We start from the raw sequence: 13,489 nt of genomic DNA on the forward strand, positions 1-13,489 counted from the left end.
CCAGTAACTGGAAGGTCAAGGGCAGGATGACCGGGAATTGCTTAATTCGTCATCCTGCTTGGCTTATCTCTTCTCCGGTGCCAAGCTGCCCTGCCTCCCAGCCAAGAATTGCCCGCTTGCGGGTAAGGCCCCAATGATAACCCGTCAAAGCTCCGGATTTCCCCACTGCCCGATGGCAAGGCACGACGAAGGAAACCGGATTGGCTCCTACCGCCGCGCCAACGGCGCGCGATGCTTTGGGTGATCCGATATCGGCAGCAATGTCAGAATAGGCAACGCATTTGCCCATGGGAATCTTTAACAGCGCTTCCCAAACGCGAAGTTGAAAGTCCGTACCGATGGTTACGACCTTTAGGGGTTTGTCGGCGCGCCATTCTGACGGATTGAAAACACGTGCCGCATATGGGGCCGTCGCGGCAAGGTCTTCCACATAGGTGGCGTTGGGCCAGCGCGAAGACATATCGGCGAGAGCATCCCGTTCCTTGCCAGGATCGGCAAAGGCCAGACCGGCCAATCCCCTTTCGGTCACCATGATCAGAGCCTGACCAAAGGGTGAGATGAGGAAACCGTAACGGATGGTAAGTCCTGCACCGCGCGATTTGTAATCACCGGGCGACATCCCTTCATGGGTTACAAACAGATCATGCAGGCGACCTGGTCCTGAAAGGCCGGTTTCATACGCTGTTTCCAGCAGAGGCATGCCCTCATCAAGCAGGCGCCGGGCGTGATCGATAGTCACTGCCTGCAAAAAACCCTTTGGCGACAGACCTGCCCATCGCGTGAAAAGCTTTTGCAGTCCCGTTGGTGAGAGGCCAGTGTCGCGCGCCAGTGTCTCAAGCGAAGGCTGGTCACGATAATCCTTGCTGATGCGCTCTATGATATGGCTCACAATGGCGTAATCATCACCCTTCGGCGTAATGTCCTTTTGAAGTATGGCCTGTGGTTTCATGGTTCTGTACCTCGTTGTTGAGGCTATATGACCATTGATAAGCCTTTGCCGCCACCCGATTCTTGCACGCTCTGCACTACCGGCTTTTGGCGGTCGCCAGCGCCCTTTGAAAAGCGGAAGCAAAGCTTTCGCGATCATCCGGATTAAGGAATGAGCCTATAGGCAAAGCTTTACCACGACTCTCGACCCGCATCGATGTAATACCAATCTCCGAGTGACGAGACACGAGAAACCTTGTCCAGAAGGGGTTGAACTCATGCAACTTGCTCCGCCCTGATGGCGCAACCTGACGGACCTGCAAAGCGATGCGCGAAATGCTCACTTCCTCATGTGCACGCGCAGACCGGTAGTTCAGACGGAACGCAATATAGACGAGCAGAACATCAAGACCGAAAAACCCGAATACCGGCCAAGCGCCCAGCATCAGGAAGAAAATACCGGTTACAAAGCTGCTGATCCCCAACGCTCCCATAACCACGAGAAACCCCATTTTTCCGAGCGAACGGTGTGGCACCAGAAGAGCGCGAAAAATCTCTTCTTCGTTGTGGGCGCCAGCGTCAATTGGGTCGATTGTTTGGCTCATGGTGTATAAGTATAGAAGGCAAATGGAAAATCCCAAGCATAAAATTGATCAGATTAGCGTGAGTAGCCCTGTATCAGCCAAGCCTCGCCGCGTGGCTGGTACAAGCTATACTGCAGCGGAAATCCATGAAATTTTCAGGCGGTTTGCGGTTCAGAGGCCAGAACCAAAGGGGGAGCTTGAGCACGTCAATCCCTTTACGCTGCTTGTTGCTGTGGTGCTTTCGGCACAAGCGACGGATGTCGGTGTAAACAAGGCGACGCGTGCGCTGTTTAAAATTGCCGATACGCCTGAAAAGATGCTGGCGCTTGGCGAAGAAAAAGTCGGCGAATATATCCGAACAATAGGCCTTTGGCGTAACAAGGCAAAGAACGTCATTACGCTCTCACAAACGCTGATCACCAAATATGGCAGTGTTGTTCCGAATGACAGGGATGAACTGGTCAAGCTGCCGGGTGTAGGGCGCAAAACCGCTAATGTCGTGCTTTCAATGGCTTTCGGTCAGGCAACGATGGCGGTCGATACCCATATTTTTCGCATAGGCAATCGCCTTGGTCTGGCACCCGGCAAAACCCCTGAACAGGTGGAAGACAAACTGATGAAGATTATTCCTGCGGAATATCTTTATCATGCTCATCACTGGCTTATTCTGCACGGGCGATACACTTGCAAGGCCCGCAAACCGGAATGCCCTGCCTGTGTCGTCGCCGATATCTGCAAGGCCGCCGAAAAGACGTCGGAAATACCCGCGCCCCTGGTGCCTCTGCCGCCTCAGGTTTTCTAACTCACCGCCGCAGGAGGCTCGGACTGTGCAACGGCCTTGTGCAGATGCACCATCATTGCTGCTGCAAACAAGGGTGTCAGCAGGTTCAAAATCGGAATGGCCATGAAAGCTGCAATCACCAATCCTGCCAGAAATACCGTGGTCGAATGTTTGGAGCGCAAAGCCTTTGCTTCCATTTCAGGGCGGAATCGCATGGCGGCAAATTCAAAGAATTCTCGGCCCAGCAAATAGCCGTTCACCATGAAGAACGCGACGATGTTGACGCCAGGGATCAGCAGCAGAAGCAATGCAATGAAATTGCCGACGATGACGACACCCAGAAACTTTGCCGAAAGAATAAAAGAGCGCCATGCCGGAAGAGGCTTTCCCTTGGGATCAAGCGGGTAATCTTCTTTTTCCACGACTTCAGCAACATCATCGAGAAACAGGCCTGCAACGATGGCGGTCACTGGCGCGATCAACAATGCCAGTCCGAGAGCCAGTCCCAGACTTGCCAGAATCCCAGCGATAAAACCGATCCAGCCAGCCCAGGAAGGCAGGTCCGGTATCATTTGGTCAACAAATGGCCAAGCCAGAATTTCAAAGAGTTCGCGCAAGCCAAACCACACCCCAGCAAGCAGCAGAACTGTCAGTCCGATCGATTTCCACAGCACGGAGCGGAACTCCGGCCTGAATAGATGCCCAGCAGCAGCGCGAGCGCTTTCGAGTATCATGGCGTTCCGTGCTCCAGTTGTTCCTATATAGGGGACATAGGTTCGGTAATGGTTGATGACAAGGCAACATGCAACGGAGGGGGTGGTAAAGCCGCTGCTGACGCGCTACCAAGTGCTCCGGAATATTCACTTAAGGTGTAATCGCCGCTAAGGCCTCGCAATCCGGAGAATTCATGTCCAGCTATGACGTGCTTTGCATCGGCAACGCTATTGTCGATATCATTGCCCGCACCGATGACGATTTCATCGTGAAGAACGGCATCATCAAAAATGCAATGAACCTCATTGATGCCGAGCGTGCGGAATTTCTCTACGGGCGTATGGGCCCCGCGATCGAAGCTTCGGGCGGAAGTGCCGGCAATACCGCCGCTGGCATCGCTAGCCTTGGAGGCCGTGCTGCTTATTTTGGCAAGGTTGCCGATGATCAGCTTGGCCATATTTTTACCCATGATATCCGCTCGCAAGGCGTAGCATTCGACACGCGCGTGTTACAGGCGCCGCCCCCCACGGCCAGATCCATGATCTTTGTAACGCCCGATGGCGAACGTTCGATGAATACCTATCTCGGCGCCTGCATTGAGCTTGGACCGGAAGATGTCGAAAGCTCGAAAGTTTCTGAAGCAAAGGTAACCTATTTCGAAGGCTACCTTTGGGACCCGCCCCGCGCGAAGGAAGCGATCCGGCTTTCCGCAAAAATCGCCCACGAATATGGCCGCGAAGTATCGATGACGCTTTCGGATCCATTCTGTGTAGATAGATATCGTGACGAATTTCTTGATTTGATGCGTTCAGGCACGGTCGACATAGTCTTTGCCAATGAAGCCGAGTTGAAATCATTGTACCAAACCGATGATTTCGAGACCGGTTTGGAGTTGATCCGCAAGGATTGCAAGCTGGCTGCGATCACACGCTCCGAAAGAGGCTCGGTCGTCGTGTCGGGGGATGTAACCGTTTCAGTTCCGGCAATAGCAATTGAAGAACTGGTGGATACAACCGGGGCAGGTGATCTTTATGCTGCGGGCTTTCTGTTTGGTTATACCAGTGGCCGGTCATTGACCGACTGTGCAAAACTTGGCTCGCTGACAGCTGGACTCGTAATCCAGCAGATCGGTCCTCGCCCTCAACAAAATCTGAAGACGGCAGCTGAACAGGCGGGGTTGCTATAAACCTATTCCGAGCGGATATATCCGTCCCGTTTGAGTTCCTCATCGGTGCGGCCGGGCTTGTGATAGTTGGGTAATATCCAGCCGAAATATAGCGCTCCGCCGCGAACGGCAAAAGCGGCGAGCGCGGCTGCAACTGCTGCGATCTCGGGAGCAACGGAGAGTTTGTACAAAAGCGTATACGCGCTGGAGCCAGCCAATGCCGCCGTGACGTAAATCTCGCGGCGCATGAGCACCGACGGTTCGCCAGAAACGATATCACGCAATATACCACCAAAGGTTGCGGTCAAAATTCCCGTTACAACTGCGATTGTGGAATCGAAGCCCAGAGCCAGTCCTTTGGCAGCACCAAGAACACTATAGGCCGCAAGGCCCATCGCATCGAGCCACAACAGCAAGCGATAGCGCGACTCCAGTAAGTTTGCCGAGAAATAGACAATGAAGGCAGCTGCCATGCAGACGAGCAAATTGCCCGGGTCCTCAACCCAAAACACTGGAACGCCCAAAATTAGATCTCGTAACGTGCCGCCGCCGATCCCGGTAACAGCAGCCAGAAAGATGAAGGCTATGATATCGAGTTGTCGCCGGGAAGCGGCAAGCGCGCCCGTGGCAGCAAACACAAACACGCCCGCATAATTGAATATCTGAATCATGGTCATGGGCAGTGCTCCGCGCATTTATCTGGCTGGAAGATACAGCACGCAGCGGCCAAAATGAAAAGAGCCGCGTCCCTTGGGAACGCGGCTCTTTCAATCACTCAGATTGGCTCAGGCGTCTTTTTCCGCTTGTGGATTAATTGGGCCGGGTTCAGGTTGACCTTCAGCCGCGGCCTGCTTGGGGCCACCTTTGGAAACGCCAACCAGAGCCGGGCGCAGCATGCGGTCGCCAATAACGAAACCGGACTGTGCTACCTGCAACACTGTATTATGCGGTACGTCAGCATTGGGAATTTCAAACATTGCCTGATGGAAATTAGGATCAAATTTTTGACCCTGCGGTTCAATCTTCTTGACGCCGTGGCGCTCCAGAGCCGACATCAGCGAGCGTTCGGTAATTTCCACACCCTCTGCCAGTGCCTTGAAGCCAGCATCACCCTGCGCCAGCGCATCAGCGGGAATCGCCTCCAGCGCGCGCTTCAGATTGTCTGAAACCGAGAGTACATCGCGCGCAAAGTTTGCAACCGAATAGCTGCGCGCATCATGCACGTCACGAGCGGTGCGCTTGCGCAAATTTTCCATGTCGGCGGCAAGGCGGAGAAGCTGATCTTTCAGGTCGCCATTTTCCGCGCGCAGCTTGTCCAGCTCGGCCCAGTTTTGAGCATTTGTCTCGACTTCGTCTTCATTGGCCAGAGCATATTCCTCTGCCTTGCGCGATTTCAGAAAATCATCGGCAGCGCGTTTCAGCGCATCGCGATCACGCGGATTTTTCAGATCGCGCTGATCGAGATCAGGTGTGTCGTGATTGTTCTTTTCGTCAGTCATCTATCCAGTCCGTCCTATATTCGTAAGTTGCGCTGGATATCGAGGTTTAGCATCCGAAAATCAAGTGCAAACCGCGCTAACGCAAGAGTCTTGAGACAAGTTGTGCCGTATAGTCCACCATCGGTACGATGCGGGCATAGTTCAACCGGGTCGGACCAATGACACCAAGCGCACCGATGATACGCTGTTCGGAATCCCGATAGGGCGCAATTACCAAAGAGGAGCCGGATAGCGAAAACAGCTTGTTTTCTGAACCGATGAAAATACGCACACCAGGTCCGGCTTCGGCCAGATCGAGCAGTTGCAGCGTGCCTTCCTTGGTTTCCAGATCATCGAAAAGATGGCGCAGGCGTTCCAGATCAGCTTCCGCATGGATGGAATCGAGTAGATTACCCCGGCCCCGGACAATCAGGCGTGCCGGCTGGCCAGCTCCGTCACCACCCCAGACAGCCAGACCCTGCTGCACCAGATGCTGCGAAAGACTATCGAGAGCCTGTTGCGTCTCATCCTTCAGGCGGGCGATTTCCTGCCTTGCCTCGGTAATGGTACGCCCCTGAATATGCGCATTGAGAAAGTTGGATGCTTCGATCAGTTGTGAGGGCGTGACACCGATTGGCAGGTCAATGACACGGTTTTCCACATCGCCATTCTGCGTCACGAGAACCGCCAGGGCTTTGGTTGGTTCCAGCCGCACAAATTCGATGTGTTTCAACGCGCCTTCCACCTTCGTCGCGAGCACAAGGCCCGCGCCGCGCGACATGCCGGACAGGATCTGGCTGGCCTGTGTCAGTACGTTCTCGGCGGTCTGCGCATCACCGGCACGAACCTGCGCCTCAATGGAATTGCGTTCGGAAGATGAAAGATCGCCGACCTCCATGAAGGCATCCACGAAAAAGCGCAGCCCAAGCTGTGTGGGCAGGCGTCCTGCGGAAATATGCGGCGCATAAACGAGACCGAGATGTTCAAGATCGCTCATCACATTGCGGATCGTTGCCGGCGACAAGGCGACGGGCAATATGCGGGACAGGTTTCTCGATCCGACAGGTTCACCGTCGCCTAGATAACTTTCGACGATGCGCCGGAAAATATCGCGTGATCTCTGATCGAGCGATTGGAGTGCTTCCGGGGCGACTGCTTTGTTCATTATGCCTCATCTATCTCATGACTGTGCCATAGATATAAGCATTGTTAGAGCAATCATCAAAGCCTTTGCTTCATAACATCATCGCGGTTAAAAGGCGGAAAGCTTATCAACAAGAGGTCTATCCATGCGTCACTCCAAACGAGCCCCCGACGAAATGCGCGCCATTTCCTTTGAGCGCGGCATTTCAAAACATGCCGAGGGCTCGTGCCTGGTTAAATTTGGCGATACCCATGTTTTGTGCACAGCCAGCCTTGAGGAAAAAGTACCGGGTTGGATGCGTAATAGCGGCAAGGGCTGGGTGACAGCGGAATATGGCATGCTGCCCCGTTCGACGGGTGATCGCATGCGCCGTGAGGCATCTTCGGGTAAACAGGGCGGCCGCACGCTTGAGATTCAGCGGCTGATCGCGCGTTCCTTGCGTGCAGTCATTGATCTGCAGGCGCTGGGCGAAGTGCAGATTACGGTTGATTGCGATGTGATTCAGGCCGATGGCGGCACGCGAACTGCGGCAATCACCGGAGGCTGGGTTGCCTTGCATGAATGCTTGCGCTGGATGGAGACACGCCAGATGCTGAAAGTTGACAAGGTTCTCAAGGATCATGTTGCCGCGATTTCATGCGGTATATCCAACGGAACGCCCGTCATTGATCTCGATTATCTGGAAGATTCCACGGCACAGACTGACGCCAATTTTGTCATGACCGGCAAGGGTGGAATTGTTGAGGTGCAGGGTACTGCCGAAGGTGAACCGTTCTCACAGGAAGAATTGCTGGCGCTGATGGATTTGGCCCGTAATGGCATTACGCGGCTGGTCTCACTGCAAAAAATGGCGGTTAGCTAAGAGTAATGACCATGCAGCCATCATCTATTCTGGAAACAGCGCTTTATGTTGATGACGTCGAGGCTGCGGCGCAGTTCTATAGTGGCGTTCTCGGGCTTGAGTGCATTTTGCGGGCAGGGGAAGAATCTGCATTCTTCGTCTGCGGGGCAGGTGTACTCATCGTTTTCAACGTGGAAAAGCTGAAACAGCGCCCCGCTGGTGGGCTGCCCATTCCAAAGCATGGAGCGGAAGGTCCGGGTCATGTGTGTTTTCGCGCCACACGGGATGAAATTGCTGCATGGAAATCCCATCTCGAGAAACATGGCATTGCCATCGAAAGCGAATTCGATTGGCCAAGTGGCGCACATTCGCTTTATTTTCGTGACCCCGCCGGTAATTCGGTCGAGTTCGCCGAACCAAAATTATGGAATCTGAAATGAGAACACTCGAAAAGGGCAAGCTGCTGGTTGCCAGCCACAATCAGGGTAAGATCAACGAAATGATTGATCTGCTTGGTCCTTTTGGTTTTGAGGTCGTCTCTGCCGCAGAGCTAGGTCTGCCCGAGCCGGATGAGACAGGCACGACCTTTGAAGAGAATGCCTATATCAAGGCCTTTGCCGCTGCCAAAGCCACTGGGCTGGTGGCGCTTTCTGACGATTCCGGCCTGTGTGTCGACGCTTTGGACGGCAATCCCGGCGTCTACACGGCCAATTGGGCTGAATTGCCGGATGGCAAGCGCGACTTTGCGCATGGTATGCAGAAGGTCGAAACGGCGCTTCAGGATGCGGGTGTGACCAAGGCTGAAGACCGTAGCGGTCGATTTGTTTCTGTCATTTGCCTTGCTTGGCCCGATGGCGAAGCAAATTATTATCGCGGTGAAGTGGAAGGCGAAATCGTCTGGCCGCCGCGTGGCACAGCTGGCTTCGGTTTTGATCCCGTTTTCAGGCCAGAAGGCTACGCGACGACATTCGGTGAAATGACCGCAGAACAAAAACATGGCTGGAAACCTGGCGATGAATTGGCGCTCTCCCACCGTGCCCGTGCTTTTCAGCTATTTGCCAAAGATTGTCTGGACGTTGCATGAGTCATAGCGACCATAGGTCCGAATCCGGCTTCGGGATCTATGTCCACTGGCCCTTTTGCATGGCGAAATGCCCCTATTGCGATTTCAACTCGCATGTCCGGCATCAAGCTGTCGACCAGCCACGCTTTGCAGCGGCATTTGCCCGCGAAATGGCAACCATGCGCGAGCGTACGGGCCAGCGCAAAGTCTCCAGCATATTTTTGGGTGGTGGCACACCATCATTGATGCAGCCGGAAACCGTAGCCTCTGTCCTGAACGAGATCGCGCGCAACTGGCATGTGCCGGACGATATTGAAATTACGCTGGAGGCTAATCCAACCAGCGTTGAGGCGGATCGTTTTCGTGGCTATCGCGCGGCTGGTGTCAATCGGGTGTCCTTGGGGGTTCAGGCGCTGAATGATCCTGATCTGCGTCGTCTTGGCCGCATGCATAATGTTGACGAAGCGCTGGTTGCGATCAAGCTTGCGCGGGAGATTTTTCCAAGGCTCTCATTTGATCTGATCTATGCAAGACCGGACCAGACCATCGAAGCGTGGCGGGACGAGCTTGCCAAAGCAATTTCCTATGCGGCAGATCATCTGTCGCTTTACCAGCTGACAATTGAAGAGGGCACGCCTTTCTACAATCTATGGAAGGCAGGAAAACTGATAACGCCCGACGGCGACCACGCGGCGGCACTTTACGCTGAAACGCAAGAAGTCACTGCAAAGCATGGTCTGCCAGCCTATGAGATTTCAAACCATGCCGCGCCGGGCGCAGAATCCCAGCATAATCTCGTTTATTGGCGCTATGGTGAATATGTTGGAGTTGGTCCAGGCGCCCATGGGCGTTTTATCGAAAATGGTACGCGTGCTGTAACCATCACCGAGCGTCATCCTGAAACATGGATGCAGAAGGTCGAGGCGGATGGCCATGGCATTGTCGAAGAAGAGTTTCTGACGGGCGAGCAGGAGGGAGACGAGTTTCTGCTGATGGGCCTGCGTCTGGTAGAGGGTATTGATCTTTCCCGTTATGAGCGCCTGACCGGCCATGGTGTCAAGGAAAGCCGTGTAATCTCTTTGGCGGAACAGGGGCTTATCGAATATATCGGTAATAGTCGCATCCGCACAACACCCGAAGGCGCTATCGTGCTCAATGCCGTTATCGCTGATCTCGCAGCTTGAGGATAAAGCGTGTCTGAGGCCCACCAATCTGATGAAAAGGACCGGAGCTACCAGATTGGCAGTTCGTCCTATCGTGCGCGGCCTCTTGAGCCTGCGCTCTACATCGTGGCGACACCCATAGGCAATCTTGGCGACATGACCCTTCGCGGTATTGAGACCTTGGCGGCAGCCGACATTATCGCTTGCGAGGACACGCGCGTCAGCCGCGTCCTGCTTGATCGCTATGGTATTTCCCGCCGTCCCTACGCCTATCACGAGCACAATGCCGAGATGGCAGGGCCCAAAATTATCGAGGCACTCCTTGCCGGAAAGAGCGTTGCGCTCATTTCCGATGCCGGTACGCCGCTGGTTTCAGACCCAGGCGGGCGGCTTGTTCCTGAAGCCAAAGCGGCTGGCATTCGTGTCGTGCCAATCCCTGGCGCATCCTCTGTCCTTGCAGCCTTGACTGCTTCTGGCCTGTTCAAGGATGCGTTTTACTTTGCCGGATTCCTTTCCTCCAAACAGGGCCAGCGCCGGGCAAAGCTGGAACAGTTGAAGACATTGGATGCCGCGCTGGTGTTCTTTGAATCGCCCAATCGCGCCGCAGCGACCCTGGCCGATATGGTTGAGATTTTTGGACCTGAGCGCCAAGGCTCGCTGTGCCGCGAGTTGACCAAGGCATATGAGACGGTGACTACATTGCCTTTAAAAGAACTTGCTGCGGAGTTCGATGGTGAAGACCGTATTCGCGGTGAGGTTGTTCTGGTGATCGGACCACCACGGCAAGATGAACATGTGGCGCGCAGCGATGAGGATATTGACGCATTGCTGAAAGCCCTCAGTCAGGAAATGTCGCCTGCAAAGGCGGCGGGGGAAGCCTCCCGCATGACAGGTCGCCCAAAAGGCGAGCTTTACCAACGTTTGCTGGCCATGAAGTAGGAATGCCGATGGGCGCGAAGGACAAGCGTCATAAAGCTTACCGTCGCGGCCACTCAGCCGAACGCCTAGCCGCATTTGCTGTGGCTCTGAAAGGCTATCGGATTGTGGATCGCCGCTATCGCACGAAGCTTGGAGAAATCGATCTGATTGCGCGACGCGGCAATATTGTCCTCATTATCGAGGTCAAAGCGCGGCGTACCCTTCAGCAGGCGATGGATTCGGTCAATCCGCTCGCCATGGGCCGAATAGAGGCTGCCGCCGACCAATGGCTGGCCCGTCAGCCGGATCATGACCGCCTTTCGCTTCGCTTTGATCTGGTTGCGATCTTGCCTTGGCGTTGGCCCGTTCATGTTCCGGCTATATTTATCGCCTGATACCAAGGCGCTGAGATGCTGACGCATCACGCCTTGAAGATGTTCAAGCGCCACACGGGCTTTACCAAAATGCGAAGAGTCAAGATTATCGCATTTTGGTATGAGCATCATTGGGCTTGCGGCACCATGTGGACGATTTCCCAGACATGGCCGTCAATATCCTGAAAGCTGCATCCATACATGAAGCCTTCATAGTCTTGCTTTGGCTTCCATTCCTTGCCTCCCGCAGCAATCGCCTTTGCAAAAGTCTCATCGACTTCTTCCTTGCTTGCTGCCGAAAGCGCAATAAGCACTTCCTGAGATTTCGTTGCGTCGCTAATGCCGTTATTGATGAAGTCCTTGAAGCGGTCTTCTTCCATCAACATTGCAAAAATATTCTCTTCGATAATCATGCAGGTTGTTTTCTCGTCAGAGAAGTCCGGATTGAAGCTAAACCCCAAAGCCGCAAAAAAGGCTTTTGAAGCAGCAAGATTCTTGATCGGCAGGTTTACGAAAATCATACGCATCGGGATAAAATCCTCTCTGTTTGATAACTCACTTCCGAATGACGAATAGAATTGCCAGATCCCGACAGTCATGAAAAAATAAAAAACAACTTGCAATCGAATTTAAACCCGATAAGAATGGTCGTGTATCGAGCGCCGTTCATTTGCGGCTGCGTTCCTTTGGCCTTTCCCACCTCCTTTTATGGAGCGAAGGGAGGTGCAACTATGTATGGCGCAGAAAGAGAATCCGATTACCTTCGGTTTTTCAGAAATTATATGCTCCTGCGCGTGAAACGGCGCATTTCTGTTTCTTATAATCAGGTCATTGATATCGGATAATTCCCATAGCCATTGGGATACCCACGATTCATGCCTATTCGTTCCAACCAGCTATCTGTCTTTCCAGCCTTCTTCCGTGTTCGGAACGAGGTACTTGTGGTTATAGGCAATGGGGAAGAGGCCTTGAACAAGGCTCGTCTTCTGACACAAACCAGTGCCACCATCCGCATAGTCGCTGCCGAACCGGAACCAGAACTTGCCGCCTTTTTGCGGAGCGGTAACTACGACCATATTGTAGAAAAATTTGCTCCCAAGCATCTGACCGGCGCAAAGCTGGTCTTTGTCGCCACTGGCGATGAAGATCAGGATATTGCCATTGCCGATGAAGCGCGCCGCCAGAATATTCCTGTTAATGTCGTTGACCGTCCTGATCTGTGTGACTTCTACACGCCTGCCATTGTCAATCGCGCACCTATCGCCATCGCTATAGGCTCCGAGGGTACAGGCCCTGTGCTGACCCAGCTCATCCGTGCACGCATTGATGCGGCTTTCTCCCCGCGTCTCGGGGATCTGGCCCGTCTCGCCAATGCCTATCGGCCTGCCGTTGAACGGCTGGTGAAAAAGGGACTGTCGCGGCGCATTTTCTGGCGCTCATTCTTTTCGGGCGATGTAGCAAGCAATGTTTATAAGAATGATCTGACCGGAGCCCATGACGCCGCCGCAAATCTGCTCGAAAATCAGGGTTCTCCCAAAGGCTATGTCTGGTTGGTAGGGGCGGGTCCCGGCGTTGAGGATTTGCTGACCTTGCGTGCGCACCGCGTCCTGATGGAAGCTGATGTGATTGTTTATGATGCGCTGGTGCCGGAGGCTGTTGTTGCCATGGGCCGCCGCGATGCCACGAGACTGTCTGTGGGCAAGCGCAAGGGTTGCCATTCCAAGAGCCAAAGCGAGATCAATGATCTTCTTGTAACGCTTGGCCGCGAAGGCAAGCGCGTCGTTCGATTGAAATCTGGTGATCCGCTGGTTTATGGTCGCGCTGGCGAAGAAATGGCCGCTTTGCGCGATGCCGGTATCGCCTTTGAGATTGTCCCTGGTATTACATCTGCCTTCGCTGCCGCAGCAGATATGCAGCTTCCGCTCACATTGCGCGGCGTTGCATCCTCGCTGGTCTTTACCACTGGCCACGATATGACGGGCGATATACTGCCGGATTGGGCACGCCTGGCTATTTCCGGTGCAACCATCGCCGTTTATATGGGTCGAAGTGTTGCCGCTTCCGTTGCCAATCGCCTGATTGAGGCTGGCCTTCATGCGGATACCGGCGTTGCTGTGATTGAAAATGCCGGACGTGCGGAACGTCGCATGTTCCACGGGACATTGAAAGATTTGCCAGCACTTGAACAACGCAGCGATCTGGAAGGGCCGGTCATGGTTGTTATTGGCGATGCTGTCGCCGGTGCCGCCATTCATCTGGCAGAACCGCTTTCTGCAACGAAGACAAAGTTTGAAGATTTCGTGGCTGAGCGCCACATGGCAGCGCAAGCTGTCTGAA

Annotated in this window: 16 protein-coding genes; 9 read left to right on the top strand and 7 right to left on the bottom strand. The window is 54.0% G+C overall.

What is annotated here, in order from left to right; genetic code table 11:
• Window positions 1-49: 49 nt before the first annotated feature.
• Both QFZ34_RS13415 and QFZ34_RS13420 read right to left on the bottom strand, forming a co-directional pair.
• Window positions 50-949 carry a methylated-DNA--[protein]-cysteine S-methyltransferase gene (locus QFZ34_RS13415; protein WP_307281792.1) on the bottom strand — a complete coding sequence of 300 codons (900 nt, stop codon included), beginning with the start codon at window positions 947-949 and terminating at the stop codon, window positions 50-52.
• A gap of 76 nt (window positions 950-1,025) precedes the next feature.
• Complete coding sequence (locus tag QFZ34_RS13420) at window positions 1,026-1,532, bottom strand: DUF2244 domain-containing protein (protein ID WP_307281795.1); 507 nt, start codon at window positions 1,530-1,532, stop codon at window positions 1,026-1,028.
• 22 nt (window positions 1,533-1,554) lie between these two features.
• On the opposite strand from QFZ34_RS13420, the gene nth reads away from it, so the two are divergent.
• Window positions 1,555-2,313 carry an endonuclease III gene (nth, locus tag QFZ34_RS13425; RefSeq protein ID WP_307281798.1) on the top strand — a complete coding sequence of 253 codons (759 nt, stop codon included), beginning with the start codon at window positions 1,555-1,557 and terminating at the stop codon, window positions 2,311-2,313.
• Here nth and QFZ34_RS13430 read toward each other — a convergent pair.
• Window positions 2,310-3,026: a sulfate transporter family protein gene (locus QFZ34_RS13430; RefSeq protein WP_307281800.1), complete on the bottom strand. Its 717-nt coding sequence runs from the start codon at window positions 3,024-3,026 to the stop codon at window positions 2,310-2,312. The two genes, nth and QFZ34_RS13430, sit on opposite strands and share 4 nt — an antisense overlap.
• A 173-nt stretch (window positions 3,027-3,199) precedes the next feature.
• On the opposite strand from QFZ34_RS13430, the gene QFZ34_RS13435 reads away from it, so the two are divergent.
• Entirely contained in the window at window positions 3,200-4,192 is a 993-nt protein-coding gene (locus tag QFZ34_RS13435; protein WP_115054617.1) for an adenosine kinase, read from the top strand.
• Window positions 4,193-4,194: 2 nt separating this feature from the next.
• Here QFZ34_RS13435 and QFZ34_RS13440 read toward each other — a convergent pair whose 3' ends face one another.
• From QFZ34_RS13440 to hrcA, 3 genes are all read right to left on the bottom strand, one after another.
• Complete coding sequence (locus QFZ34_RS13440; protein WP_115054618.1) at window positions 4,195-4,848, bottom strand: trimeric intracellular cation channel family protein; 654 nt, start codon at window positions 4,846-4,848, stop codon at window positions 4,195-4,197.
• 108 nt (window positions 4,849-4,956) lie between these two features.
• Window positions 4,957-5,670, bottom strand: coding sequence for a nucleotide exchange factor GrpE (grpE, locus tag QFZ34_RS13445; RefSeq protein ID WP_115054619.1), 714 nt, complete (start codon window positions 5,668-5,670; stop codon window positions 4,957-4,959).
• Window positions 5,671-5,746: 76 nt separating this feature from the next.
• Window positions 5,747-6,814: a heat-inducible transcriptional repressor HrcA gene (hrcA, locus tag QFZ34_RS13450; protein WP_307281808.1), complete on the bottom strand. Its 1,068-nt coding sequence runs from the start codon at window positions 6,812-6,814 to the stop codon at window positions 5,747-5,749.
• Between the two features lie 124 nt (window positions 6,815-6,938).
• Between hrcA and rph the strand changes: the two genes are divergently transcribed.
• The 6 genes from rph to QFZ34_RS13480 are packed head-to-tail and all read left to right on the top strand — an operon-like array spanning window position 6,939 to window position 11,173.
• Complete coding sequence (gene rph, locus QFZ34_RS13455) at window positions 6,939-7,655, top strand: ribonuclease PH (RefSeq protein ID WP_307281811.1); 717 nt, start codon at window positions 6,939-6,941, stop codon at window positions 7,653-7,655.
• Between the two features lie 11 nt (window positions 7,656-7,666).
• On the top strand, window positions 7,667-8,074 hold the full coding sequence (locus QFZ34_RS13460) for a VOC family protein (RefSeq protein WP_307281813.1): 408 nt from the start codon (window positions 7,667-7,669) through the stop codon (window positions 8,072-8,074).
• Complete coding sequence (rdgB, locus tag QFZ34_RS13465) at window positions 8,071-8,718, top strand: RdgB/HAM1 family non-canonical purine NTP pyrophosphatase (RefSeq protein WP_307281816.1); 648 nt, start codon at window positions 8,071-8,073, stop codon at window positions 8,716-8,718. The genes QFZ34_RS13460 and rdgB overlap by 4 nt, the downstream gene beginning before the upstream one ends.
• Entirely contained in the window at window positions 8,715-9,881 is a 1,167-nt protein-coding gene (gene hemW / locus QFZ34_RS13470) for a radical SAM family heme chaperone HemW (protein WP_115054623.1), read from the top strand. Before rdgB ends, hemW begins: the two co-directional genes overlap by 4 nt.
• Before the next feature lie 54 nt (window positions 9,882-9,935).
• Window positions 9,936-10,799, top strand: a complete 864-nt coding sequence (rsmI, locus tag QFZ34_RS13475) for a 16S rRNA (cytidine(1402)-2'-O)-methyltransferase (RefSeq protein WP_370878846.1) — start codon at window positions 9,936-9,938, stop codon at window positions 10,797-10,799.
• Window positions 10,800-10,807: 8 nt separating this feature from the next.
• Window positions 10,808-11,173 (top strand): YraN family protein, encoded by a 366-nt coding sequence (locus QFZ34_RS13480; protein ID WP_307281823.1) that lies wholly within the window; start codon window positions 10,808-10,810, stop codon window positions 11,171-11,173.
• A 107-nt stretch (window positions 11,174-11,280) separates the two neighbouring features.
• On the opposite strand, the gene QFZ34_RS13485 is transcribed toward QFZ34_RS13480, so the two are convergent.
• Entirely contained in the window at window positions 11,281-11,679 is a 399-nt protein-coding gene (locus QFZ34_RS13485; RefSeq protein ID WP_115054625.1) for a VOC family protein, read from the bottom strand.
• A 348-nt stretch (window positions 11,680-12,027) separates the two neighbouring features.
• Between QFZ34_RS13485 and cysG the strand changes: the two genes are divergently transcribed.
• Window positions 12,028-13,488 (top strand): siroheme synthase CysG, encoded by a 1,461-nt coding sequence (cysG, locus tag QFZ34_RS13490; protein WP_307281829.1) that lies wholly within the window; start codon window positions 12,028-12,030, stop codon window positions 13,486-13,488.
• Window position 13,489 lies beyond the last annotated feature (1 nt).

It is taken from the genome of Phyllobacterium ifriqiyense (assembly GCF_030817885.1).
GTDB lineage: Bacteria > Pseudomonadota > Alphaproteobacteria > Rhizobiales > Rhizobiaceae > Phyllobacterium > Phyllobacterium ifriqiyense.

Coding starts and splice junctions, on each gene's coding strand:
- QFZ34_RS13415 (WP_307281792.1), bottom strand. CDS start 949: ATGAAACCACAGGCCATACTTCAAAAGGACATTACGCCGAAGGGTGAT.
- QFZ34_RS13420 (WP_307281795.1), bottom strand. CDS start 1,532: ATGAGCCAAACAATCGACCCAATTGACGCTGGCGCCCACAACGAAGAA.
- nth (WP_307281798.1), top strand. CDS start 1,555: ATGGAAAATCCCAAGCATAAAATTGATCAGATTAGCGTGAGTAGCCCT.
- QFZ34_RS13430 (WP_307281800.1), bottom strand. CDS start 3,026: ATGATACTCGAAAGCGCTCGCGCTGCTGCTGGGCATCTATTCAGGCCG.
- QFZ34_RS13435 (WP_115054617.1), top strand. CDS start 3,200: ATGTCCAGCTATGACGTGCTTTGCATCGGCAACGCTATTGTCGATATC.
- QFZ34_RS13440 (WP_115054618.1), bottom strand. CDS start 4,848: ATGACCATGATTCAGATATTCAATTATGCGGGCGTGTTTGTGTTTGCT.
- grpE (WP_115054619.1), bottom strand. CDS start 5,670: ATGACTGACGAAAAGAACAATCACGACACACCTGATCTCGATCAGCGC.
- hrcA (WP_307281808.1), bottom strand. CDS start 6,814: ATGAACAAAGCAGTCGCCCCGGAAGCACTCCAATCGCTCGATCAGAGA.
- rph (WP_307281811.1), top strand. CDS start 6,939: ATGCGTCACTCCAAACGAGCCCCCGACGAAATGCGCGCCATTTCCTTT.
- QFZ34_RS13460 (WP_307281813.1), top strand. CDS start 7,667: ATGCAGCCATCATCTATTCTGGAAACAGCGCTTTATGTTGATGACGTC.
- rdgB (WP_307281816.1), top strand. CDS start 8,071: ATGAGAACACTCGAAAAGGGCAAGCTGCTGGTTGCCAGCCACAATCAG.
- hemW (WP_115054623.1), top strand. CDS start 8,715: ATGAGTCATAGCGACCATAGGTCCGAATCCGGCTTCGGGATCTATGTC.
- QFZ34_RS13480 (WP_307281823.1), top strand. CDS start 10,808: ATGGGCGCGAAGGACAAGCGTCATAAAGCTTACCGTCGCGGCCACTCA.
- QFZ34_RS13485 (WP_115054625.1), bottom strand. CDS start 11,679: ATGCGTATGATTTTCGTAAACCTGCCGATCAAGAATCTTGCTGCTTCA.
- cysG (WP_307281829.1), top strand. CDS start 12,028: ATGCCTATTCGTTCCAACCAGCTATCTGTCTTTCCAGCCTTCTTCCGT.